The following is a 23,382-nucleotide window of genomic DNA, read 5'->3' on the forward strand; positions in this document are numbered from 1 at the left end:
CCCTTGATTCTTTCTTGAGCTTCGTCCGGAAAGGTAGAGGACGGCCCGGGATCGGGACGCGCGCGGACAGTACGTTCAACACTGTCCGCAGAGGCATGAGAGGGAAGCAGTGAGGGACCGTAGGAAAGTGCAGCACCGGCGTCGGCTGATCCGCACCGCGGCTCTTCTTGCCTGCCTCCTTACTGCCGGGCCCGCCGCCCATGCCGCCTTCAGCAGTTCCACTGCCCGCCAGGCGACGATGCTCACCGCACACGTGATGGCGGCGCCGGTGGGAAATACTGTTTCCACCAGCTGCACGGCGATCGGAAACAGCGGCAAGTACCGGCTGAACGTCACGGTGACCAACCACGGCAACGTCCCCAAGGCCACGAACTACATTCTCCGAATCAGTGACCCTAGCGGCGTGACGCAGGTGACCAGAGACCTCACGCCCGGCGCGACCTACGACTCAGGCCCGACGATCGGTGTGGTGGGAGGTGTCTGGAAATACTCCATCGACGCCCAATACAGAGTCCCCGGAACAACCAACACCTGGACCAGTAAGGCACCCCAGGTCAACGTGGTCTGCTGACCGGCCACCTCCCCGTTCGGAACCTACGCATGTTCGTATACGAGGCCATGGTTGTGGCCGGCCGACCAACGAAGAGCGACTATGCAAGCTGCCGTAATGACGAATCTGCCAGCCACCAGCACGGAGCCTGGCAGTATCACCCTGGACTGGAGCCGTCCGGACCAAGGGGCGCTGACGGAGGCGGCGTCGGTCCTGAACAGCCACCTCGGCGCCGGCTTCGTCCACACCTCAGACCTGGAGCGACTGACCAGGGGCAACGGCGTCCTGGTCCGAGCACTCGACAACACGGGGCGCCTTCTGGGTGCTGCGACTGCCCGCGTCCTGAACCAGTGGGACCTGTACGAGGTGCAGGAGCGACTCCGCGCTGCCGGCGTTCGGCTTGACCTGGTCGGGAACCTCGTCGGGGAGCTGAAATCGGCTGCTGTCGTCCCGGGCGCGCGCGGGTATGGCATCGGATCTGTCATGATCCGGGCACGCATGGAATTCATGACCGCCCGAGGGTGCGCCATGGTGCTTTGCGCTTCCTGGGCCACTGCGGGCCAGTCATCGAAGGGGCTGCTGGAAGCGGCCGGCTTCCGGCAGGTGGCGTCCATCCCCGGGTACTGGTCCGATGAGCAAAGCTCCGCCGGCTTTCTGTGCCCGTCCTGCGGGAAGGACTGCGCCTGCACGGCCGTCGTCATGCTGTACCGGTGAGAGGACCGCGCTGCTGACGAAGGGCCGAGCAGTGGCTCTCAGGCGTCGAAGGCGTCAGCCATCTCCCCGAGCGCGAGGTAGTCCCCGGCGGCCTCCTGAAAGCCGAAGTCCGCCCAGTAGCGGCGCAATGCCGCTTTCGCTGCCACGTGCTCGGGGCTTCCTTCCTGCGGCCCGCCGTCGGTGAGGACAGGGGAGGCCTGCAGTACGACCAGGGAGGTGGCCCGGCCGGCTGTTCCCAAGATGGCTTTGAGGATGGCGTGACCGATCTTGTTGCCGCGGAACTCCGGATCAACCCACAGCGACGTCAACACCATGAGGTCGCCGCCCGAGTCCATCCCGGCATTGGGCATCAAGTCGGGACGTTCGATGGTGAGCATTTCGGCGACGTTTGCCAGGCCCTGGTCCACGGCGTCCAGGGTCATGAACAGATTGATCATTCCTGCGTCCGGAACGACGCTGAAAGTAGCGTCGCCGACGTGGACGTCCCGGCCGTCGCCGTCCTCTTCGCCCTCGTCCCAGACAAGGCCGCCGATCGACACCTCCCAGTCCATCGTGAAGTCGGACGGATCGTGGTCAAGGCTCGGCACACCCCGGTACTCGCAACTGTATTTAAGCGTCATGTAGTCGGGGTCAATGGCGGCCATGGTGGTCCTTTGGTGGCGGGAAGGTTGTTGGGTTCCCGCGCAGTCTATCGCCAGGCGGGTTAGAACAAGTCGAGTCCAGCGTCAGCGCATGGCTGGAGGCGGTCCTGTCGGGCCCTTCGTGACGTCACTCACTCAAGGTCCGGCATATGGCGCCGGCTGACCGTCAGGCGTGGGGAATTCACGGAGCGCGGCGGCTATGGCTCTGACGGCCTCGGGGTCAGTGGTCCAAGGCCGTCCATTCCGAGTGCAGGCATGGAGGTTGAGGACTTCCGAGGTTTTGGCTGCCTCGGTCAGCTCAGCCCAGGCAGCCTGCAGATCCTTCTCGCGTTCCGGCGGCAAGGGATCCTCTTCGGCCCCTGACTTTACTGCAAGGTGCTCTGTTGGCGCCGGGGACGTGCCCCATCGTCTGAAGAGGTTTTTGAGACCCAATGTTCTGTCCCTTCTGAAACGGGGTAACCAGCGTATCAATGCCCTGTTGAGGCAGAGTTCTCCAGCGACTCAACCGCCTTTGCCGGGATCAGGGCACGACGCTTGACCTCGGACGGGAGGAACCTGTTCCCCATGATTCTTTCTCCGCCGGGGACGCGGTTGAGCAGGAAGTCGGGCGGGAAGGTGTTGACCAGGCGCTGTTCAAGTTCCTCGCCCCGGATCGTCTTGGCCGCGAAGATGCGGGTGGTGTCCAGCGCCCGGAAGGAGTCGATGGACAGGACTGAGGTTTCTTTGTCCGGGAACAGCAGCCGGTCGAACTGCTTGGTGCCGTTCCAGTGCCGCTTTATCCGCTTCCTGATGTCCCACGCCTGGCCGATGTAGGCCCTGCTTGTAGCCGTCGAGCACCATCACGTAGATCCCCATCTCGTCGTCCAGGGTGGTCAGGTCGGTGACGGGTCGCAGGTATTTGTGTTTGCGCAGCATCTCGGTCAGGGCTGCTTCGAACCCGTCGGCCGGGCGAAGAATGCCATGTTCAGGTCGAAGTTCTCGAGGGCAGCTGCACGCTGCTGCGTGCAGTATTCCTCCGAGAGGATGGTGTGCTCTTCATCCTCGAAAGCCCAGGCCTCGGCGGCCCACTGAGCCTCGGTGTACATCTCCCGGGGGAATCGGGACGACGGCTTCTTGTTTACCAGCGCGTACATCTCCCGGGTCAGGAGGTGTCCGTACTTCCCGGGCCGGACGAGCTCCCCGAAGTGTTCGACCGGGGCACCTGGAAGGTGTTTGCCTGCCATAGCTGTCCGCCGGCTAACGCCCGGCGAAGGGGGAGAGGGCCTGGAGGTCATTGGCCAGGGCGCCCATCTCGGCCGTGGGAGGTCCGGGTTGTTCCGACGGGTCACCGAACCACTTATGCCAGACGCCGGCAACGACTTCCGGAGTGATGGGGTCGCCGGCGGCCAGCAGCTGCGCGAAGTCCGCCATCTCCGGGTCGTACTCATCGGCCGGCGCGCCCAGGTCCAGGACCCCGAGCAGGTCGTGGGCGTTCAGGCACCCCGTCACAGCTTCGCGGAGGCGGGCGTAGTCCCGGGTGGTGGTATCCATGGCGCCAGTCTAGGAGTAATCGGACAGGTGGGCGTTGAGAGACGGGTCGGGCGTCCCCGCCTTGTATATTCGGTCGAGGAACATCGGGCTGAAAATTGGGGGGAGCGAGTGTCCGTGAACGGTACGTCGAGACCCGCGCCGGCGTGGCTTCTGGCCGGAGCAGCAGCACTCCTGGCAATGGTGGTTTCCTGCGGCCAGCCTGGAACCCGACAGAATACGGACGTCAGCCTCGAATCAGCTAAATCCAAAGTCATGTCCTTGGAGCAGGAAATCCTGGGGCTGCTGCCCGGCGACGTGGTGCTGTCCACCTTCGCCCACGACACGTCCAGCCTCATGCCCTGTACTGACGGGGACTGGCGCAAGTGGACCGGGGACGCGGTAGCCGAAGTCGAGGCAGGCGTGGACCGCGATGCCATCCTCGATGAGGTGGTAGAGCTGATGGAGGCCAGGGACGGCTGGAAGGTGGAAGACGGAACGACCCCGAACGGGGCGCGGCGCATCGACCTCCTGCACAGCGACGGCACGCACCTGTTCGTGTCCTTTCGGGATGGCCCGGAAGAGCTGAGGGTCTCGGGCTACAGTGCCTGCTTCGACTTTCCGGAGTACGAATACGGCGAGGAGTACTAGCCGACGCCTCCCCGGGGCGGTGGCCCCGGTCGTCCGCGTTCCGGGACCCGGGCTGTAAATGAACGAAACGAAGGCAGGACATGGATAACGGCAACTCAGGCGAACTGAGCCTCGGGCATCTCTTCCAGGCTGCCGGGCTCGCGCCAGCGGACGTGCAGGTCATCCGGCACACGCTCAAACCGGACGGGTTGGCGACCCGGGCGGACGCGATGGGGCCAAACCTACTGCCGTACGTGCGCGAACAGGGCATCCGCAACAGCAAGCTGCCGGCGACGCCTCCAAGGTTCTGGCTGAACTTCCTCGCCACGACCGGCCGGCGCGCACGGTTCATCACCGCGCACGAGAACCACGGCGAGGTGCTTGCAGAGCGCACCGAGATTCGCCGCTTCTTCGACCTGCGGCCCACGCCGGTGTTTGCAGCCCTGGCGGATCGGCTGGTGATCGAGTGGACAAAGGACACGGTGAACTGGGCCAAGACGGGTGACCAGGCAACGTCCATGGCGGTGGTCGAGATCTCCGACCCGTCCAGCGTACCGTTCCCGGGATTTGATTCGCTCCTTGTCAGCTTCGACGAGCTCCAGGCCGTCATCACCGACGACCGCTATGTCCAGTGGCGGACGGCGCTCAGCAACGTGCAGGGCATTTACCTCATCGCTGACACCAGCAACGGCAGGCTGTACGTGGGGAAGGCCGACGGCGCCGAGCGCTTCTTTGGCCGCTGGAGCGAGTATGCCAGGAATGGCCACGGCGGCAATGTCGCGCTACGGGAGCTGGCCGCCGCCGACGCCCGGCACCGGCAGCACTTCCAGTTCAGCATCCTGCAGGTCTTCTCGCCGAGCGCGCCGGCCGCGCAGGTCGATGCCGCCGAGACCCATTTCAAGCGGGCACTCCTGACCCGGCAGTTCGGCATGAACCTGAATTAGTGGCCCAACCTGTCACCCGATGGCGGTGCCCATGCCGGTGGGCAACGTCCTAGTCGACGTCTTCGCGGATTTTCTCGGGTCCTGGGTGTTGGTTATGCAGAAATGTGGCCGGTGCCGGTCCCAACAATCCCAGCTCATATGCCCTTTGCACGGCCATTAGACGGTCGCATACGTCCAGCTTGCGGTATACGTGTTCCAAGTGCTTTTCTACGGTGCGCGGCGATATATTAAGCCGCCTCGCCAGGCTCTCTGCGGTTAGCCCCTTGCTAAGCAGCGCCAAAATTGCCGTCTCCCGAAGCGTCAAACGGTATTCAGAAGTTTGCACGGAAGCTTCGGCACTGGTCGGGGCAAGCCCACGGTGCAGTGCGAGGCCGGTCAGGATTGGTTGCAGCAGTCTGGCCAAGTCAAGCTCTTGCTCGGTGAAGTCACGGTCAGGGCGGGAGATCACGTATGCCTGTTGGTCGTTTCCGCCCATCTGTATCGGTATGGACAACTCGTTTGTCGCGCCCCAGGGCCGGACGACCTCATCCCATGCCCCCTTTAGCCTGCTGTCGGCTACTGCGTTAGGAATACGTCCAAGGGACTGCGGTCCCGTGTGCCCTGTCACGGCATACCAGCGCAGTAGCGGTTGCCGCGTCGCGTCGGGGGTAAAGTCCCCGGGCGGTGCATCAGGAAGATAATCTCGGGGCCAACTGGCCACCACGTGATCCACCCATTCAGCGCTCACGCAGTTTCGCGTAGAGCATGCGCCGTTGAATGATTGCAGAAGGAGATCCAGGAGTTGCCCTTCGTACGGTCCGCACATACCAGGCTCTTGTTGAAGGATTTCTCCAACAAGCTCCAGCCACGTGCGGTACTGCCCATCATTACGAGCCACGCCTGAATTTTAGATGCAAGTGTGCTGCGGCGACACGGGGAAATGGTGTCCTGAGTACGGCGCTGACCGCCAGTCCAAGCGTACGTAGAAGTACTTATAGGGCCAACTGGTCCAGCTCCGTACTCTGGGTCTTAGCAGCATGCGATCCAAAGAGCGCGATCTCAGGGCTGCGGGCAAGTTCCCTAGGAGCTGGCGCTCCAGACAGAGGGCCTCCCCTTTGATTGTCGCAGGCCCCCTGGGCCGGTCGGCTCCTTGCCGGCTGCCGCGCATGCACCGGCGGCCGAGCAATCCGAGTGACAACTCTGTAGGCGCTGGCCTACACGCACCGAAGGAAACTCACGATGACTTCCATGACACTCAAGTTCTTGACGACAGCGGCAGTCCTAGGACTAACAGCCCTTTCTTCAGTACCGGCTGTGGCCTCCACGGAGCAGACGCAGGATCTGAAGCTATCCGGCGATCCTCATGTGACCGGGAGTAACTCGCTCACGTTGAAGGCTAAGAAGATAGCATCGGGCAGGCTTGAACTGGCCTGTTGGACTTTCACTTTCACCGGCGATCTATTGGACCCTGGTGAGGGTCTTACCATCACTCCGGACAACCTCGACCCGGGCGCGGGTCCTGGCTTCGAGAATGTTGGCACTGAACCAACCACGACACGCACCCTGTGCGTGGACGACCCGTCCTTCCTGCCGGAAATCGCGGACGGCAACAGCACAGAACAATTCGTTGTGGAGGCTATTGGCAGCAGCACCTTCACCGTGAAGTCAGTAACCATGACCCTGACCTACGCATAATTGACCCCAGTGGCTCCACATCTGGGGGGCCCGGCGGTGGTCACGGGGCCACCGCCGGGCTACACCCGGACAGGCCACCGTGGGTCGTAGAACACGACCTTGGGGCGTCTCAGGAACTATACCTTTGGGTGACTAAGCCGAAGACCCCTGAACCCAGGCTTTATATGGGCTTTTTTGTCTCATAGAGTCTGTCTCACCGCAATGTCTCATAGAACCCTCAAGGGTCTGCGTGACATGATGTGCGCATGAAACTCGGGTACGCGAGGGTGAGCACGACGGACCAGGACGCGCGGATGCAGATTGCTGCCCTGGAGGAGGCCGGCGTCGCCAGGGACAAGATCTTCATCGACCACATGTCGGGGGCGAAAACAGCGAAGGAACGTCCCGGCCTGACCGAGCTGCTCAAGTACGCCCGCGACGGCGACCAGGTCTTTTGCTGGCGGATCGACCGGCTGGGCCGGTCCCTGATCGACGTCCTGAACACCGTCGACGAGATGACGAAGCGGGGGATAGGACTGCACTCCTTGGTGGACGGGGTTGACCCTTCGACTGCCTCCGGGCGCCTCCAACTCGGATTGTTCGCGACACTGGCCGAGTACGAACGGGAGCTCATCAACGAGCGGGTGCGTTTCGGAGTGATGGCTGCCCAGTCGCGCGGTGTGAAGTTCGGGAAGCGGCCGGCGGACCCGGTCAAGGTGGAGAACAAGGTCGCCGCCGCGAGGAACCTGCTCGCCACGGGCAAGACGGCGCAGCAGGCAGCGGACGCAGTCGGATGGTCACGGGCAACCCTCTACCGCTACTTGAAGGAATACGGCGCCGAGGAGCCGATGCCCGCCGCCGTGACGAAGCCCCCGAAAGGCAGGTCCCGCTACATCGACATGGGCACGCTGCCAGCCCGTGGCTGATCTACGCATGTTCCGCTCTGGGAGCAGTTAAAAGGGAACCACTTCGGCGGATAGGCTGGGCACGATTCGTGGGGGAAGAATGACACGTGTCCTGAAGCTCGCTGCCGCGGGCATTTTATTGCTGACCATAGCGTCATGCGTCGCGCCGTCTGTCGAGAAGCTCGGGCGTGCCGCCATCCGGGAACAGGCTGCGGAAGGCAAAGCGTGGTTCGTCCAGGTTCACGGCGGCCACGGACACAACCGACAGGGCGCTGGTGTCCTCCAGGCTTGAAGATCGGAGCTTCGGCCACTACGCCTACGGCTGGGCCCCCGACGGGACTTCTACACCGAGCACTACTAGCGCGAGCACCTCACGACCAGCGGAGGCTGGTGGGGCAAGCAGGGCACCGTCAGCGCCTGCGTGCGGTTCGAACTGGAGTCGGGGTCGGCGATTGCAACATCTGTTGACTGCCCTGACGGGCCTCCCTACTCCTACTACACGGATGAGTGGGTGGTGGGTGGTGTGAGCCCGAGCCAGAAAAATGAGGGGATGCCATGACCAAGTTCGTCGATTTCATCAACATGACCGAGAAACAGGCCGAGGCCGCCTCCAGGAATATCTGGATGAACGCGGGCCGGCACTGGAGCGGCTACGGGAGACACTGGTCGCCGACGGCAGGCTTCCGGCTCGGGGCTGGAGCCGGAACGGGGAAGGGGAAGTGCGGATCGGAACGGGAGTTTTGGGCCATCGGGTAACAGCGGTAACGGGTAACACCATTACCGGCGTTACCGTCCGGAGCGAGCGCCGATGAGTGGGGGGAGGTTTTCGAGTAGTCACTGCAGAGCAGAGCGCCGGCTGCGATGCCAAGCCGACGGTGGCAGAAGTATGCTCTGGTCCGAATAAGAATCTCACCCGAGGCTGAGGCGGCCAGAGCGCGGAGTGATGCAGAAGCTGTACCGCTGCATGGGGTAGTCAGTGCTAGTCGAGCCCGGGTCCTGGCACTGCGTCAACCATCCGGTTGGTCTCCAGGCGGAGCGACACGATGCGGCCGATCAGGTCGATGATGTCAACCCTCTTCGCGAATGTAGGTGACTCCGAAGGCGCGCACCTGCCGGAACTCCTGACGGCTCGTGCCGAAGTCGAACCAGCCGCCGTCTGACTTCTGGAAGATGTCGAGGCCGCGGCCGAGGTTGATGCGCCAGCCGGTGTCGGTCCGGATCCAGCGGTCGTGGCCGCCGGGATCCTTCGCCACGTTGACCTTGATGCCTTGCTGGGCGGCCCCCTGAACAATGTCATTGAGCATGCGGAGTTGCTTCGTCTGGTACTCGGGGTCTTCGTCGAGCACTGTGAAGAGGTTGACGGTGACCTCGTCCGCCGGGTCCTTTGCCGCGGCGACGAGCGCGAGCAGCTCGACGAGATTGCGGCCTTGGTGTCCCATACGGATGTACGGGTCGTGCAGCTCGATCTCTGTTGCGTCTCGCAGGTACGGCATAAGCAGTTCCTCGTAGGAGACACCCCGCTGGTTGTCCAGGAAATCCCGTTGTCCTCGGAAAAGTTCCGCCGGAAGGGAGGCGGTGGCGGGTGCGGGAAGAGATGATGATGCCGCTGTGGAGGTTTTAGTCTCGGCTGAAGTCCCATCAGCTGGGGCTGGCGAATGGCGTCGATGGTAGTGCGTCGGGTATTCGTCTTCCTCAAGCGTCGTTACCGCTGACCAGCCACCGCCGGGTGACTCATAGCCGAAGTTCACTTCCGTCATGGTGGCGTCGATCCGGAGGATCTGGTCCTTGACGCGCTTGCGCCCTTCAATTGCGAAGCGCAGTACCTCTTCGACCTCTGCGGTGGTCGCCTGGTCATGCGGGTAGAGCAGCTTCATCAGCCCAGAGAAGGTCTTGTGGATGCCGTCGCGATCACGTGTCGAGATGTCGGATCCGAGCCTGAAGTGCTTGTGGTAGCGGTCGGAGTAGTCGAGATTGCGCATCGACCTGAGGACCTCGGCGATGTAGTCAACGACGAACCCGTATCCGGTCGAGAACATCTCGCTCCGGATCGTGTCGACTTCCCACCCGGGGATATAGAAGTGCAGCCGGTCGAGGTACGCGGGGTCGTGGTAGGTCTCGGGCAGCTCGTCAAACAGGTCGGAGTGCTTGAGCATGTACGGCACGGTATGCGAGGTATTGCCGACGAAAACCATCGATGCCTCGGCGCCAAGCGTCTCCACACCGCGGGAAAACGACTTGTTCGCCATGTAGTTCTTCATGATGTCGACCAGCGCTTTATCCGTACGCTTCTTCTTGCCCGCAAACTCATCGAAAGCGACGACGTCCCAGTACCCGACGAGGCCGAGGCGACCGTTTGCGTTGTTCACGAACAGCTTCGGCACGGTCACCTCTCCACCCGAGATGAGCATTCCGTGCGGCGAGAACTCCGAGTAGATGTGCGACTTGCCGGTGCCCTTGGGGCCCAGCTCTACGAGGTTGTAGTTGCGCTCCGCGAACGGGATCAGGCGCACCAACTGCAGCAGTTTGCCGCGGCGCCCGAACTTGTCGGGGTCAAATCCGATCGACTGGATCAGCAGGTCGATCCACTCATCGGTGGTGAACTTCGCGCGTGCATCGAGATACCCGTCGTAATCGAAGTTCGACATCTGAATCGGTTTGAGAGAACCAAGAATCCAGGGCGTCACACGGTTGTCTTCGGTGTGGAAGTACTCGACGTCGCACAGGCACCACACGCCTCCAACAAGCAGCTTCTGGTGGGCATTGACGGTAGCGGAATCCACCACCACGCTGCTGATCCCAAGGTTCGCGAACGAGGCGTTGTAGACGTCGTCCTTTTCGTTGAGAGTAACGCTGACCTTGTCGATGATCCGGTACCGCCCGCGCTCTTTGATCTTCGACTTCACCAGCTCGGACTCGTTACGGTGCACGTAATGCTGAGCGAGAATGTCGCGTACCGTGTCGATGCCCGCCTGGATCGTGGCCTCGTCGTCGGATGCCGCGTACTGGCCGAGCAGATACTCCAGTACGTATGAGGGCACGATCGCATTGCCCTTGACCGCCTTGACGAGGTCTTTCCGGACCACGGCCCCTGCGAAGTGTTCGTTAATCTTGCGATCCAACTCGCTCGGCTCGCTACCCTCAGTGGGCGCGGTGTTGTCGGTTTCTTCGACGGGCGCTACCTGGGTCAGGTCGATGTTCTCGCTCAAGAGTGCTCCTTAGAAGTCGAAGTCCGTGGTGAAGGAGCGCTTGAGCGTGTAGGGGACGCTCTTGTACTTCTTCCACTCGCCGGTTTCACCAATAGGTTCGGAAAGCCGGAACTCCACGCTCTGGTTATTAGCCTCATCCGCGTCCTTGCTCAGCAGCAGACGGACAGTCTGGAACCGATCACGCCCCTCGGCGCTCTCGGCATCGAAGAGCAACTCGGGCTCGTTGGAAATCAGCTGATCACCGAAGTAGAGACCTGCACGCAGCTTCCTGGCAGTGCGCTGATCGGTGACAGCGCTCTGCTGGAAGAGCTTCACCACGATCTGACCGGTCGTGATCTTGTCGGACTCCGGGTGGATGTCGACGTTCACAGGCTCGACGGTGTCGGAACGTCCCTTGTTGATCGAGATGACCGGCACCACTATCTCCTGCAGCGACGCACCCCCGTGGACGAACTGGAACCCGGCACCCGGCTTGACGATCCGGCAGATCGAGTTTGGGATCTGCACTTCCAGACCGCTCGACAGCCCGAGCTGCTCGGGCAGGAACCGGCGGAATGCATCGTCTTCCTTCAACCCGCGGCCGAGAACATAACGGCGGTTCTCGACCACGACTTTATCGCCCTGCGGCTTCACGGTCAGATTGAACTGCGGCGCCAGCTTCGACTCCTGATACAGGAAGCCGTGGTCCGCGGTGACGAAGATATTCGTCGCGTTCGCACTCGCCAGCTTCTTCACGACGTCGACGAGTTCATCGATCGCATCAGCCGCAGCCTTGAACGTGCGGTGCTCGGACACCGCCTTATCACCGGTCGCGTCGATGGTGTCGTGATAGACGTACAGCACCTGGTGCGCTGCGTAGAGATCCCGCCGCTCCGCGGGCTTCATCTTCAGGAAATCGGTGGCCTGGATTGCCGTGCCACCGACGGAGCTGAGGATCTTCGAGCGGTTCGCCGTGCCGTTGGAGGGCTGACCGTCGACGAGCACAGGGTCGCCGTTCTCCGAATGCGCGAGTGTCTTGTGTGGAAGCAGCGACGCCATCCCTAGCTGGGTGTAGCTGGGCAGTACCCCGAGAATGGCCTCGATCTTGGCGTCGTACTTGTTCTCGCCGCGAATCTTGGAAGTCAGTTCGTCGGCGACCTCGTAGCGCAGCGCGTCGGATATGACGACGACGGCCTTCTTGCGTCCACCTCGCACCTGCGGGGCGATGTAGTGGTGGTAGAAAGAACTCTGCGAGGTAATCGCGAGCGACTTCCACGTCTCGACCTGGTCGACCTGTTGTTGCCAGCTGATCCCGAGCTTGGAGAGGAAATCGGTGACGTAGGCGTTCTCTACCTGCTCGTTCAGCGCTTCCAATGGCTGCCTGAACTCGGCGGTCTGCGACGCGAGCGTGTACTGCCGGTAGAGCTGGTCGATGCGGAAGAGATCATCGCGGTAACGGCTGAAGCCATCATCGAAACTCGACACGTCGGTCCGTGCAGAACGGATCGCAGGGAGCAGCTCGGCCGCAGCGCCGAGCGCCGCATAAAGTGTCGCGTAGTCGTCAAACCAAATGCTGTCCCGGCGACGGGTGCGGATCATGTCTGCAATGTCAGTCGACTGGATCGTCTGGGCGGCAATGCCGTCGATCAATCGGCGGATGATCTCTCTCTCACCCGCGTCGAAAATGTCGGTGGCCACTAGTTCAGCAAGCGACGCTTCCTTAGCCTGCTCGACGTAGTCCAGATCAGTTTCGGCCTGAAGCGCGAGCTTCTTTAGAGCGACCAGGCTCTGACGGTCGTTGCGGAAGCTACGGAAGTCGATCTCAATGTTGCGCGCGGCGTTCGAGGTCGTGGCCGCGAACCCGCCCCGGGCTTGCTTGAACATCCATAGGACGAACCCGGCCATGCTCGGCGTCTCAGAGTGGTAACCGTAGATGTTCGCGGCCCCTGCCCAATGGAAGTCGGCAAGCCGCTGTTCGACGAGCGCCTCGTAGCCGGCGCTGTCGCCCGCGGCATGCTGCACCAGCAGCGTCCGAGTCAGCTCAGAGAAACTGTGTTCCTTCTGCCCGAGCACGACCGCGCACATCTTCGCCTGGACCTTGACGAGATCATCGCCGGCGCCCAGCAACGCCGTAAGCTTCAAAACCAACTTCGCGTCGCCAAAGAACGTCTCATGCCCAGCAATCAGTTCATCGGATCCAGGCGCGGTAAGGCCAAGGTCTGCACGCATGAGCGCGCCGCGATCTGCGGTGAAAACGCCGTATGCGAGCTCGAGATCGAGCAGCCAGTTTCCCGCCCCTTCAGCAACACGACCGCTGCGATAGATCAGAAACTTTGTGCTGGGCTCGCCGCGCAGCACGCGGTACTTAACCCCGAACTCATCGTTCTGGACACGCAGCACCTCCACGCCGTTCGGCGCCTGAGCCTCGACGTCGGCGGCGTAACTGCCTTCGACATCGTGCCACACCACCAGGCGGTGCTGCTCGAAGCGTGCAGCGAGGTGGTCTGAGATCGAAGACGCCATGCTCACTCCGCCGCCTCCAGCCCAACAATCTTCCTCAATGCCGGGTAGAACTTGGGATAATTCGCCTTCACACCGTCGTCAAGGTCGATCGCAAGTTGCTGAGTTGCCAACGGGTAGAGGACGTCGTGCTCGTACTCACGAAGCTCCGCGAGCACCTTCCGTAGCCGGTCGGCTTCCTTCTGGTCCTTCGTGGAGCCCGCAGCAGCAGTCTGCTCGGCGTTAGCGAGGGCGACCTCCAACTTGGCCCGGTACTCACGGAGATACTCATTCAGAACCGTCGGGACCGTCGACGGGTTGTAACGGTGCATGTAAATCAGCGCGTTGAACGAGCCTTTGGGGCTGGAAAACATCCAATAGATCGGACGTTTCTTATATCGCTGTACGTGATCGTCGTAGAACTTCGACTTGCCTGTCTTGGTGATGAAGTAGTCACGCAGCCTCTTCACGCCCAAAGAGTCTTCGACGAAGCGCAGGTTCTCCTCGAAATGCTCCGCACCAAACGCGACCCGCAGGAACTGTCGAAACCGCTCGATGATGTCATCCTCAAACCATCCGTCGTCGACGAACGGGATCACATTATCTGTAACTGGCGCGAACAACGGCGATGGAAACTTGGCGAGGTAGTCCTGCTGGGTCGCGCCTTGATCGGCGAGGATCAAACCAGGCTCGTCAAGACTAAAGCGCCCGAACATGCAGCCGACGATGTATGACACAAGATCTCGAACAAGCGCAGCCTCGCTGCCTGAATTGGCGTCACTCTGCTTGTTTCCAGCGCCAAGAGATTGCTCCCCACGGTGAGCGTCGTCGAGATCAAACCCAAGAGCAACAAGCGCTGCGGCGTCATTCGCCGCCTCTAGCTTCGTCTGTCTTTCTGTTGTAACGAGGCGCTCGCGCTGAACCTCCGCGAAGGATTCACGAAGAGAAGCTCCGTTACCAACTGCAAGCACCCGTGGCGCGCGGAAGTCCCAGGAAGTCTCACTCTCAGCCCAGCTTTCGCGTGCAATCTGAACTAGTTCATCGGCAACCCCGCTCGCGCCGACCGAACGCGGAAGAGGCAGCGACCCTACCTGTCCAACATCGAAGTGCAACGTCGGCGCGATAGCTTCGAGAATCTCGCGCATGATCGCGGAGTTGAGAAACGCCATGATTCCCCGGCTCCGTGCGCGATCAGTCGGGAAAAAACTTGATCCTGCTGAGTCTGGAATGAAGCCCGCAGGGTACTCCCGAAACGCAGGAACACCGCCCACATTTGACCAAGAAATCGATGGTCGGAAATAGTAATCCGGGTTTCGTACGACAGCTCTTGGCCGCTCAGCGTAGATCTCTTGCCCACCCCCACCCCAGTTCACGACGAGCTCCTGGTTTCCCCACCAACGCCGAGGAACACCACCTTTGTTATACGGAAACCAACGGAAACTTGACGCGGCCGCGAGCTCGCCCGATGCGACACCGAACCCGACTCTTCCCCAACTCACCTCATACCAATAACGCAAGAACCGAGAGTTGTCACTTGTTTGCAGACCTACAGCGACCTTTCCCTGGTCCCTGAGAGCAGGATGGTCCGCGAATAAGGCCAGCCGCTCCTCCCCAAGAGAAAACACTAGGGGCGAGCCGGCAACTGCCAGAAAGCGCTGCTGGTGGACCAGTGAGTTTGCACTCGATCGATCGGCGAATCTGGCAATCAATTCGTCGTTTGACTGTACGGCCAGAGCTCGGTCGTACAGCTTTCGGTACGTTACAACGGAGCCAGCTGTCGGCTGGCACTGCCCCATTACGAAGGCAACCGACGCGAAGTCCGAGCCAAACACGCCGCGACCGAGGTGTAGCACCGAGTCGAATGTTGCTCTCGAAAGGAGCTTGGTTCTGAGCGCACTGAACGATACCAAAAACATCCACGAATGGGGCATGATCATGGCTGCTCTGCCGCCCGCAACAAGCATTTCCAAGCCTCGCTCGATGAACATCGCGCATAGATCTTGGCGGGAGTTCGGAAACTCAGACCCAGCAAGATTCGTCAGCTCTGGTCCCATGTTCCCGCTGCCCATATACGGAGGATTTGCTACGACGACTTGATACCGCGGCGCCAAGTAGGACGCCTGTAGCAGAACCCGTTGCGCCCGCTCAACGATACTCCCCATGAAGATGTCACCGACGCTCCCGTCACTGTCGGTGACGACTTGCGTGAGGCGCGCGACGCCGGCACTATCGGGCCGAATGAGTGCCCCGCAGGAATCAGCATGCTCAAATTGGTTCCAAAACCCTGCACTCGCGCCATCAATGTCGTATTGCGTCGCCATGTAGTCGATCTCAGCTGACGCAAACGTAATCGACTCCAGAACGCAGATATTTGGCCGGACGTGGCGGCTAAAGAATGATCGCTGCTTCTCGCGGGCCTTCATCGTCAATGCGAAGGATGCGAGTGCGCCCGCACGAGAATCAATCTCCGTTCCATGGAGGTTGTGGGTGAGGATCAGTCCGGGGATCTCAGACGGCGCGTAGCCCTCTTCCTCGTAGATCGCATAGAGCAGGTCAAAGGCGTAGGTAAGCAGGTGACCGGAGCCACAGGCTGGGTCAATTACCGTCAGTTCTTCGGGGCCAGAGATCTTCGAGAAGCCATCCTCCTCGTCGACCGGGGCGATGTAGTAGTCCATCTGATCAACGAGGCGTGAGGTGGGCCGGTTGAGCATCCATAGGCGCCCAAGCGAGTTCTCGACGAGGTAGCGGACGATCCAGTGCGGAGTGAAGAGTTGCGTCGCAGCAGGGATTTCGTCGGGCCCAGCCAACTTACGCGCCTTGCCCTTGGCGCTGAATCCATCGAAGACTTCCTGCTTTCGTTCCGAGATATAGAACTGGTAGAGCCAGCCGATCACCTCGACGTCATTACAGACCTCTTCTGAGAGTACCTTTCGTGCTTGGGAGAGGATCGCGCCGTCGGCGAGCAACCCTGTGGGTATGAGCAGCTCGGTGTAGTCGCCCTCGCGTTCGAACATGTATGGCATCGACTTGTGCCAGTAGTGACAGTATTCGGTCAACAGGAGCGCGTAGGCTTCGCCTTCGGCATCGGTGCTACGGCGTGTGCCGTCAAGCAGTCCGATGATCGCCTCTGCTGTGTTCTTGTTGATGACAACGTCGGTATCGAGATTGCCGCGCTTGGCGTCGGCGAGGATTTCCGGCTGGCCATGCGCCTGGCCCTGCGTGGGCGAGACGACGCCGGCGTGGGTGTAGCCGCGGGCGTCCATGAAGCGGAGCGCGATGATGCGGTTAAACCAGGTGTAGGCGACCTTGTCGATCACGTGCGTGCGACCATGTGCGGTGATCTCGGCTTCGAGCTTCTTCACTGCTTCGACGCGTTCGGTGCGGGCAACGGATCCGGCTGCAAGTACAGCGGTGGCCTGTGCGTCGACGGCGGCGAGGAGGTCGCGGCGTGCCTGCGTGGCAAAACGCTCCAGAGGTTTGGTGTCCATATCGTTGCGGTCCTAGAGGGTGATGCGCTTGTTGTCGTGGATGGTCGCAAGCAGCGCCGAGCGGAGCTGGTCGAGGTATCCGTCGACGTCCCCCTCTGTTTCGAGCACCTGACCGGCGCCGGGCAGCGCCAGCTTGTTGATCGAGATGGTCTGCTTGACCGGGGCGGGCACCGGTGTCGGCTCAGAACTCGCGTCGGTTCCGGGGATCGGTGGCTTCGACACCTGGGAAACTCGTGCCGCGTCCAGCTCATCGAGAATCTGCGGGTAGATCGAGTCTGCGAACCGCGAGGCCAAATTCTTGATCGCGGGGATCTGTGTCTCGTGCTGAACTCGGTCGAGTACGCCCTGGGCCATGCGTGTCACCGCTTGCTGGGCGGCCCCGGTCGCGTCGCCATAGGCCTTGCTGGTGGGCACTTGATCCCAACGTGCCCTGATGTCCGCCGTGGCTGCAGCGCGCTGCTTCTCAATCACGTCACCGAGCTGGACCTGCAGGGCCTTGACCGAAACTCCCAACTGGGTGGTCTTGCTGCCCCGGTAGATCTGCGGGTCTTCTAGAGCGATCGCAACCGCGCCGGTGGCTTCGGCGGGAAGGTAAGCGATGTTGGACTGATTCGCTTGGATAAAGGCTGCGGCGGTGTCGTAGATGCCACGCTGAGCTCCATGCAAGAACGCCTTGATAGGGTCAATCACGCTGTCTTTCGCGTCGAGCAGGTCGTCGGCGCCGGCAAACTCGGTGACGAACCACTCGGCCTTGTTGCTGCTCAACTCGTCGAGTAGCCGGATCGGCTCGTCGAGCTGATCGATGAACGGGTACCGGGACCCGGTGCGCAGGGCTTTCAGTTCAGCGAGTTTCGCGTCAAGATGCTCCTTGCCCACGCGTGCAAGCTCCAGCGGATCCTTGCTGATCGCCCCGTCGCTGGTGAACTCGATCACGAACTTCCGGAATGCACCCACCACCTTCGAATCGAACACCCGCTGGAGGGCGATGACCATGTTCGGGTAGCTCTGAGTGTTGCGCAGCGCTGGGGTTATCTCGGTGCGCGCGAGCACCTTGCCGTTGAGCTGGATCTCGATCTTTGATCCACCAGCGAGGTAGCCCACCACGGCCGCGATCGACCACTGGTCCCAGCCGTACGGTTTGGTCGTGTACTTCTCGATAAGGTGCTTCATCGTCACCTGCACGTGGCGCTTACCGCTCATCTCCAGGTGCGCGAGGACATCATCACCGGGCACTGCCAGGAGGCTTGCGGTCTCCCCGAACAGGCCGCCCTCAGGCGGGTTGACGAACGTGGACAGCTGCTGCTCAGTGAAGCTCATGCCACCCAGCAGAGTGAGATTCGTGTAGGTCGCCGCGATGACCTTCTGGAAGCCGTCGTTTATCCGAGTCACGGCGTCAGCCGAGGCAACATCAAGGATGCCGGCGTTGTGAATCAGGGTCGAGCGGCCGACAGCGGTGCGGAGGCGTTCGACGATCTCGTTCTCCCGCTCGGCGTTCTGGGTGCCCTTGATTTGCAGGATCGTCTGCTCGATCGGGGTACGGCTGGCTCCTTGGGCGCGCTTGACGTACTTCGCGGTCTTCAGCAGGAGCCGCAGGTCGGCGAGGATCCGGTCGGTCTCGGGCGGGAGCACAACGCGAAGTTCATCGAGACCGGCACTGTGGGCTTTGATCTGCTCCAGGCTGAATTCGGTCTCGGGACTGGTGAAGTGCAGGGCGAGCTCGTGTTGCTTGCTCATCGCCTGCCCGTCGAGTTTGAACCCGACCGGGAAGTTCTGGCCGTTCTTGCCGTAGACAACCTTGGTCGCCTTGATCACCGAGCCGGTGAGCAGGTCGGAGAGCTTCTTGGAGACCTCGGAATTGTCGATGTCGACGTTCTTGATCTCCTGCTCGATTTTCTGCTCTTCGTTGGTGAGGTAGTCGTAGACGTCGCCGTTGCGCTGGATGTAGGTCTGCGCTTCCAGCGCGGCAAGGGCCTCGTTAACGTCCTTGCCGAGCTGCGTGAGGTCGGTACCGAAACGGTCGTAGACCAGCACGGTGAGGTTGCGCGGCGTCGCCTTGAAGGTATCCACGTACTTGACCAGGAAGAGGGCCTTGAGGAGTCGAATCGCAAGCGGCGGCAGCGACGGACTGCGTTCCGCGTCCTTGATCGCGCGCTGGTTCGCTGACTTCAGCGAGGCACGGATGCCTTCAAACATCTGGTCGAATGAGGCGAGCTGCCCGAGAGGCTTGTCGGCCAACGCGCGGGCAACTTCCTGCACGACACCGAGCATGGAACGCTCACCGACCGAGCTGTTGCGCCCCTCGAATATATAGTGGTCGCTGATGCCCTCGATCGCGGACTGGAACAGCGGGAACTGATAGCTCACGAACGGGTATGTGCCAACGAAATGGGTCTCGTCACGGTAGTTCGGATAGTGGCGGCCCTCAACGAAGTCGAAGAGGGTCTTGAAGTTCGCGTGCTCACTCGCGTAGATCGCCGTCAGATCGTTTTTAGCAACATCCGTCTTGTCGAGCAGGCGCTTACGGATGACCTCTTCAACGTCCTGACTAGTGAGCTTGAGCCGGTTTGTGAAACGGGCCTGAATCTTGGAAAAGTCGTTGGCCTGCGACTTAGTGCGGTCACCGCCGACCTTCTCCATGTCTTCCTGCGAGGTGACGAAGATCCATGCCCTCCCTTTGCACTTGGTGGCCAGGGATTCGGCGATGGTCTGAAGATTTAGCATCAGCTGGGTGTTCGTGCCGATGAACTGGCCGACCTCGTCGACGAAAAAGTTCAGGCGGAACCCTGCGGGTTGCTGGTCCAGCCAAGCTGCGACCTCGTCGGCGAAGTCCTCGATCGAGACTGAATAGCTGGTGCTGTATTGACGAATGATGCCGGGACTCTCGGTGCCGTTGACCTCGGCGAAGGCCCGGTCGATGTGCCCGGCTTCGAGTGCAGCCTGCTCGCGTCCCTGGGTCCACGGGATACCGGCGATGCGCTCGAATGCGGTCTTGAAATCGTTGTACTGCCCGCGGCTGGCGAGGTCGCGTTCGAAGCGGGCAATGTGGCCCTGGTTGCCGTAGTATCCGCGGGATTCATCGAAGATCTTCATGAACACCTTGAGGAGGGCGTCATTCTGATCCTTCGAGATCAGCGTGGCCTTCTGGTCGATGTTGAACAGCAGGCTCTTCGCGGCGATGCGGTCAGCCTTTTCAATCAGCGCGGGCAGGAACGCGTCGTCGGCCTTGCCACGGAAGTACTCGGAGACCTTGGCACGCGGGTAGTCGTGGCCATCGATGTCGCCGAGCAGGTGCGCGAGCATCTTCAGCAAGTGTGACTTACCGGAACCGAAGAAGCCCGAGATCCAGACGCCGTTGGCGTTCGTGTAGTTCGTGTAGGCCTCCAAGACGTGTATAAGACCCTTGGCGGCCTCGTTCGTGAGGACGTACTCCTCGACCTCGGTGGCGAGGTGCGATGTGTCATCGGCCTTGATGACACCCTCGATGGCCCGGCCGATCGGCTTGGCGAAGATTTCGTTGATCGTAGTCACGGTTATGCTTCCTGTTCCAGAATGTCCTTGGCGCGGTAGTAGCTGTCGCGGGCGCTGAGGTTCAGCGCGCGCAGCTGGTGACCACTGGCCTGAGTGAATTGGTACCTTCCCGGGAACCACGCCAGCATCGGACGACCCGTCACGACGCTCTGGAGGTTCTCCAACACCGTGTGGGTGCGAATGAACGGGAACACCTCGCCTAGGCCTGCGAGGAACACCATGTCGCTCGGCTCTGCGTCGAGACGGGTGCGGATCGCGGGTGCTAGATGATCGTGAGGGTCAAGCATGCCTTGCAACATGTCGCGGAACTCCGCCTTGTCCATGTCCGGTTCCGCTGCCAAGACGCGATCCCATACCCCACGTTCCGTGAGCAGCTGCACGGCAAGGTCGTAGAGGTTGATTTCCACGACGTTCAATCCGTCGTCGCTACGGAGTTTCGTGATGACGCGGTCGCGCAGGCCATCGACATCAGGCGCCCACTCGGGCGGATAGTGATAGATGAAGAAGGGCACCTCCTTGGAGAGGCCCTCCATCTTCAAGAACCGTGTACTGCACAGCACCTCGTAGACGTGCTTCTCATCACTTGTGAGGCTTCGCTTGGTCGTGCTCATCGCGTCGCCTCCAAGGGCAGAATGGTGGGGAAGAAACGGATGTCGCTCGGGCTGCGAGCAGCAAGGGCTTCGTGCACTCGCTCTGAGAGCACCGCCGGAACGATGGCTCCTTCTTCGCTGCGGAGGCCCGCTTCGTGCAGCATGCGGAAGATGGTCTGCCGGAGTTTGGCGCGCGTTGAAGGCTTCAACTCGTCAAGCTCCGGGTGCCACAAGCTTTTGCCCGTCATGAACCGCTCAAAGTCCTCGATGGCGAGGGTTGGGGTCATCAGGAGGAACCGCTCGCGAACGACCTCTTCGGCGAAGTCACCAATTAGTTCATAACGACGGCATGCAGCGGCCCACATCCAGTGATAGCGCTCGGTGAGACTGGACTCTGCGAGGAGCCCAAGTTCCGAGTCATCGAAGACGCCCAGCCGCTGGATCGTTTCCCGCGTCACGCGAACACTCGACGAAGTCGTCCGCGCCTGCAGCAGGTTCTGCCCGGTGACTGCATGACGTACCGTCACCCAGTCGCGCGAGCGTAGATACTCGGCGACGATCACGTCTGCCTCGCGTACCAGGAGCCCTCCGCTGGTGAACGACAGTGCATAGCGATCGTGTGCATGGATGCTTGTGGTCAACGGGGACCTCCTTTCGGGAATTGAGCAGTGGGTCACTATATATGGGCTGACCGACATCGACGTCGGGGCGGTTCGAAGGGGACAGCCAATCAGTCGGGGCCGAGTCGCGATGCCTCGGCGCCACCACCGCGGACCCAGTCGTCGACCTCGCTGGCTTGGAATTTCCAAAGGCGCCCGATCTTGTGCGCGGGCATGCCTTTGTCGGCGATCCAGGAATAGACTGTGTCCTTCGTGATGCCGAGATGAACAGCGATGTCGTCAGCAGAGAGCCAAGGCTCGGGCATGTCTGTCCTCTCAGTACTTTTGAGGCCTCAGGGACCCGCGCCCCTGATACTACCTGAGAGTCCCCTTTGGACCCGGTTTGGCCGGGTATGGTCGGGAAATACCTATCCTCAAGGACGCGCAAGGCGTGATGCGGCCTCGTTCAAAACAGATCAGTGGGTGGGCCGTGTCCCAGACGCTTAGGGTCAGCAAATTACTCGCCCGGGCGTAGGTTTTGCTCGTTTATGCATACGTCTGAAAGACGTGTAGCGGAAGCAGCAGGAAACCGTGGGTAGGCTTCCGGCGATCTTCGATGTGAAGGCGGCCCCCAACCTAATGCAGAGAAACGTCAGCAAGCAGTGTTGATGCTGCAACTCTGCCGGCACGGGAAATACGACGGCAGTGGGCAAAGAGGCCCGAGTCTGTAAGCTTCGCTTGCACCTCCAGGGGCGGGTGGCGCAGCAGGCGTCGACCCGGGGTCTATTACACTTGCGCCATGACAGAACCTTCGGCCTATGAGCTCAACGCTTGGCATAACATCCAGCAGTTCAAGGGACGCCCGCTCTCACAGGCGATGCGAAACGTCGGCGAGCAGGTGGCCAACGGAGCTGAAAAGCTAGGGGAGCGTGCCAACCAGTATCTGGAGAGCCAGCCGCGCGCGCAGGCGGTCGTTGTGCGGGGTCAAAAATTCGCTGCAAAAAGCGCGCGTGTGTTGAGCACTAAAGCCCGCGCGGTAAACAAAGCCATCCCTAACGGCGTGTCGGACTGGGGTGGTTCGGCTTTCGGTTCGGTGCGGCAGGCCGTGGGGAAAGTCTCGCGGGCAGGACTCTCGCCAGCACGTGTGGTGGCGAAGCACAGGAAGAAGGGCCACGACGTAACTCAACTTTTCGACCTGCGCCGTCTCGACCTCGAGGAAATTGACGCTGTCCGCGGCCAAGGAACGAGCTGGATCTACCCTGCTATCGCCGCAGCTTCAGGAGCTGCTGCAGGTGCTGTCATTACGGGGGGAGAAGGCTCCATCGCCATCACGGGCGGTGCCGCGGCAGCGCCCTCAGGAACCGCAATCACCAGCGCCCTGTTGGGCGACGCTGCCGTCGTTCACGCTCTGGCTTCCCGCTGCGTCGGACACGTTTCCTTGCTCTACGGCTACGATCCTGAAGATCCTGCCGAAAAGCTGTTTGTGATGTCGGTTCTGAACGCCGGCACGGCCATGTCCACCAGCGCGAAATATGCCGCCATGGCCGACGTGTCAAAACTCACCCAAGCCCTGTACCGCGGCAAAAGCTGGGCTGTCCTCCTTGACACGTCGGTTGTTGCGCAGGTCTCTAAGAAGTTCACGGAGCGATTCATCGGTCGTCTGACCAAGCAGGGGCTCGGCAAGGTTGTACCAGCAGCCGGCATAGCCCTTGGCGGGGCCTTCAACTGGACAACCCTGGAGGGGGTCGTTGACGTCGCCGATACTGAGTACCGACGACGGTTCCTTCTTGAGAAGTACCCGCAACTTGATGCGGAAGCATCCGAATCGGTTCGCGACCTCGTCCCGGAAGAGGCCGTCATCGAGGAAGACGTTGTCGACGACGAAATCAGCGTGCTCTATGAAGTGGTGGAGGCCGGCGGACCGGACCTTCGCTGACCACATCGGGTACG

19 protein-coding genes are annotated in these 23,382 nt (G+C 61.3%); 8 read left to right on the forward strand and 11 right to left on the reverse strand.

Annotation, left to right across the window (positions count from 1 at the left end):
• Positions 1-127: 127 nt before the first annotated feature.
• Entirely contained in the window at positions 128-571 is a 444-nt protein-coding gene (locus AC5RWD_RS01720) for a hypothetical protein (RefSeq protein ID WP_494018398.1), read from the forward strand.
• A 96-nt stretch (positions 572-667) separates the two neighbouring features.
• Complete coding sequence (locus tag AC5RWD_RS01725; RefSeq protein ID WP_494018399.1) at positions 668-1,264, forward strand: GNAT family N-acetyltransferase; 597 nt, start codon at positions 668-670, stop codon at positions 1,262-1,264.
• Positions 1,265-1,302: 38 nt separating this feature from the next.
• Here AC5RWD_RS01725 and AC5RWD_RS01730 read toward each other — a convergent pair whose 3' ends face one another.
• From AC5RWD_RS01730 to AC5RWD_RS01740, 3 genes are all read right to left on the reverse strand, one after another.
• Positions 1,303-1,908: a GNAT family N-acetyltransferase gene (locus tag AC5RWD_RS01730; RefSeq protein WP_494018400.1), complete on the reverse strand. Its 606-nt coding sequence runs from the start codon at positions 1,906-1,908 to the stop codon at positions 1,303-1,305.
• Positions 1,909-2,825: 917 nt separating this feature from the next.
• Positions 2,826-3,128: a hypothetical protein gene (locus AC5RWD_RS01735; protein ID WP_494018401.1), complete on the reverse strand. Its 303-nt coding sequence runs from the start codon at positions 3,126-3,128 to the stop codon at positions 2,826-2,828.
• Between the two features lie 13 nt (positions 3,129-3,141).
• Positions 3,142-3,435, reverse strand: a complete 294-nt coding sequence (locus AC5RWD_RS01740) for a hypothetical protein (protein ID WP_494018402.1) — start codon at positions 3,433-3,435, stop codon at positions 3,142-3,144.
• Between the two features lie 252 nt (positions 3,436-3,687).
• On the opposite strand from AC5RWD_RS01740, the gene AC5RWD_RS01745 reads away from it, so the two are divergent.
• Complete coding sequence (locus AC5RWD_RS01745) at positions 3,688-4,062, forward strand: hypothetical protein (protein WP_494018403.1); 375 nt, start codon at positions 3,688-3,690, stop codon at positions 4,060-4,062.
• 80 nt (positions 4,063-4,142) lie between these two features.
• Positions 4,143-4,985, forward strand: a complete 843-nt coding sequence (locus AC5RWD_RS01750) for a GIY-YIG nuclease family protein (RefSeq protein ID WP_494018404.1) — start codon at positions 4,143-4,145, stop codon at positions 4,983-4,985.
• Between the two features lie 49 nt (positions 4,986-5,034).
• Here the strand turns inward: AC5RWD_RS01750 and AC5RWD_RS01755 are convergent, their stop codons facing one another.
• Positions 5,035-5,862, reverse strand: a complete 828-nt coding sequence (locus AC5RWD_RS01755; protein ID WP_494018405.1) for a response regulator transcription factor — start codon at positions 5,860-5,862, stop codon at positions 5,035-5,037.
• A 341-nt stretch (positions 5,863-6,203) separates the two neighbouring features.
• Here AC5RWD_RS01755 and AC5RWD_RS01760 point away from each other — a divergent pair, with 341 nt between their 5' ends.
• From AC5RWD_RS01760 to AC5RWD_RS01770, 3 genes are all read left to right on the forward strand, one after another.
• Positions 6,204-6,659 carry a hypothetical protein gene (locus AC5RWD_RS01760; protein WP_494018406.1) on the forward strand — a complete coding sequence of 152 codons (456 nt, stop codon included), beginning with the start codon at positions 6,204-6,206 and terminating at the stop codon, positions 6,657-6,659.
• 245 nt (positions 6,660-6,904) lie between these two features.
• Entirely contained in the window at positions 6,905-7,564 is a 660-nt protein-coding gene (locus tag AC5RWD_RS01765; RefSeq protein WP_494018407.1) for a recombinase family protein, read from the forward strand.
• Positions 7,565-8,098: 534 nt separating this feature from the next.
• The gene (locus AC5RWD_RS01770; protein WP_494018408.1) at positions 8,099-8,299 is read left to right on the forward strand and encodes a hypothetical protein; all 201 of its coding nucleotides are present in this window, start codon (positions 8,099-8,101) and stop codon (positions 8,297-8,299) included.
• 311 nt (positions 8,300-8,610) lie between these two features.
• Here the strand turns inward: AC5RWD_RS01770 and brxL are convergent, their stop codons facing one another.
• The 7 genes from brxL to AC5RWD_RS01805 all read right to left on the reverse strand — a co-directional run bounded on the left by brxL (position 8,611) and on the right by AC5RWD_RS01805 (position 21,758).
• Positions 8,611-10,749, reverse strand: a complete 2,139-nt coding sequence (brxL, locus tag AC5RWD_RS01775; protein WP_494018409.1) for a BREX system Lon protease-like protein BrxL — start codon at positions 10,747-10,749, stop codon at positions 8,611-8,613.
• Between the two features lie 9 nt (positions 10,750-10,758).
• The gene (gene pglZ / locus AC5RWD_RS01780) at positions 10,759-13,251 is read right to left on the reverse strand and encodes a BREX-1 system phosphatase PglZ type A (RefSeq protein WP_494018410.1); all 2,493 of its coding nucleotides are present in this window, start codon (positions 13,249-13,251) and stop codon (positions 10,759-10,761) included.
• 2 nt (positions 13,252-13,253) lie between these two features.
• Positions 13,254-16,715, reverse strand: a complete 3,462-nt coding sequence (gene pglX / locus AC5RWD_RS01785) for a BREX-1 system adenine-specific DNA-methyltransferase PglX (protein ID WP_494018411.1) — start codon at positions 16,713-16,715, stop codon at positions 13,254-13,256.
• A gap of 12 nt (positions 16,716-16,727) precedes the next feature.
• Positions 16,728-20,243 (reverse strand): BREX system P-loop protein BrxC, encoded by a 3,516-nt coding sequence (gene brxC, locus AC5RWD_RS01790; RefSeq protein ID WP_494018412.1) that lies wholly within the window; start codon positions 20,241-20,243, stop codon positions 16,728-16,730.
• A gap of 2 nt (positions 20,244-20,245) precedes the next feature.
• The gene (locus AC5RWD_RS01795; protein ID WP_494018413.1) at positions 20,246-20,854 is read right to left on the reverse strand and encodes a DUF1788 domain-containing protein; all 609 of its coding nucleotides are present in this window, start codon (positions 20,852-20,854) and stop codon (positions 20,246-20,248) included.
• On the reverse strand, positions 20,851-21,474 hold the full coding sequence (locus AC5RWD_RS01800) for a DUF1819 family protein (RefSeq protein ID WP_494018414.1): 624 nt from the start codon (positions 21,472-21,474) through the stop codon (positions 20,851-20,853). The genes AC5RWD_RS01795 and AC5RWD_RS01800 overlap by 4 nt, the downstream gene beginning before the upstream one ends.
• Positions 21,475-21,563: 89 nt before the next feature.
• Positions 21,564-21,758, reverse strand: a complete 195-nt coding sequence (locus AC5RWD_RS01805; RefSeq protein ID WP_494018415.1) for a helix-turn-helix domain-containing protein — start codon at positions 21,756-21,758, stop codon at positions 21,564-21,566.
• Between the two features lie 473 nt (positions 21,759-22,231).
• Between AC5RWD_RS01805 and AC5RWD_RS01810 the strand changes: the two genes are divergently transcribed.
• Entirely contained in the window at positions 22,232-23,368 is a 1,137-nt protein-coding gene (locus AC5RWD_RS01810) for an EcsC family protein (RefSeq protein WP_494018416.1), read from the forward strand.
• Positions 23,369-23,382: the final 14 nt, after the last annotated feature.

This window comes from Arthrobacter sp. CMU6, assembly GCF_059090205.1.

Coding starts and splice junctions, on each gene's coding strand:
- pglZ (WP_494018410.1), bottom strand. CDS start 13,251: ATGGCGTCTTCGATCTCAGACCACCTCGCTGCACGCTTCGAGCAGCAC.
- pglX (WP_494018411.1), bottom strand. CDS start 16,715: ATGGACACCAAACCTCTGGAGCGTTTTGCCACGCAGGCACGCCGCGAC.
- AC5RWD_RS01760 (WP_494018406.1), top strand. CDS start 6,204: ATGACTTCCATGACACTCAAGTTCTTGACGACAGCGGCAGTCCTAGGA.
- AC5RWD_RS01765 (WP_494018407.1), top strand. CDS start 6,905: ATGAAACTCGGGTACGCGAGGGTGAGCACGACGGACCAGGACGCGCGG.
- AC5RWD_RS01725 (WP_494018399.1), top strand. CDS start 668: ATGACGAATCTGCCAGCCACCAGCACGGAGCCTGGCAGTATCACCCTG.
- AC5RWD_RS01750 (WP_494018404.1), top strand. CDS start 4,143: ATGGATAACGGCAACTCAGGCGAACTGAGCCTCGGGCATCTCTTCCAG.
- AC5RWD_RS01810 (WP_494018416.1), top strand. CDS start 22,232: ATGACAGAACCTTCGGCCTATGAGCTCAACGCTTGGCATAACATCCAG.
- AC5RWD_RS01795 (WP_494018413.1), bottom strand. CDS start 20,854: ATGAGCACGACCAAGCGAAGCCTCACAAGTGATGAGAAGCACGTCTAC.
- AC5RWD_RS01730 (WP_494018400.1), bottom strand. CDS start 1,908: ATGGCCGCCATTGACCCCGACTACATGACGCTTAAATACAGTTGCGAG.
- AC5RWD_RS01745 (WP_494018403.1), top strand. CDS start 3,688: ATGTCCTTGGAGCAGGAAATCCTGGGGCTGCTGCCCGGCGACGTGGTG.
- AC5RWD_RS01735 (WP_494018401.1), bottom strand. CDS start 3,128: ATGGCAGGCAAACACCTTCCAGGTGCCCCGGTCGAACACTTCGGGGAG.
- AC5RWD_RS01805 (WP_494018415.1), bottom strand. CDS start 21,758: ATGCCCGAGCCTTGGCTCTCTGCTGACGACATCGCTGTTCATCTCGGC.
- AC5RWD_RS01740 (WP_494018402.1), bottom strand. CDS start 3,435: ATGGATACCACCACCCGGGACTACGCCCGCCTCCGCGAAGCTGTGACG.
- AC5RWD_RS01770 (WP_494018408.1), top strand. CDS start 8,099: ATGACCAAGTTCGTCGATTTCATCAACATGACCGAGAAACAGGCCGAG.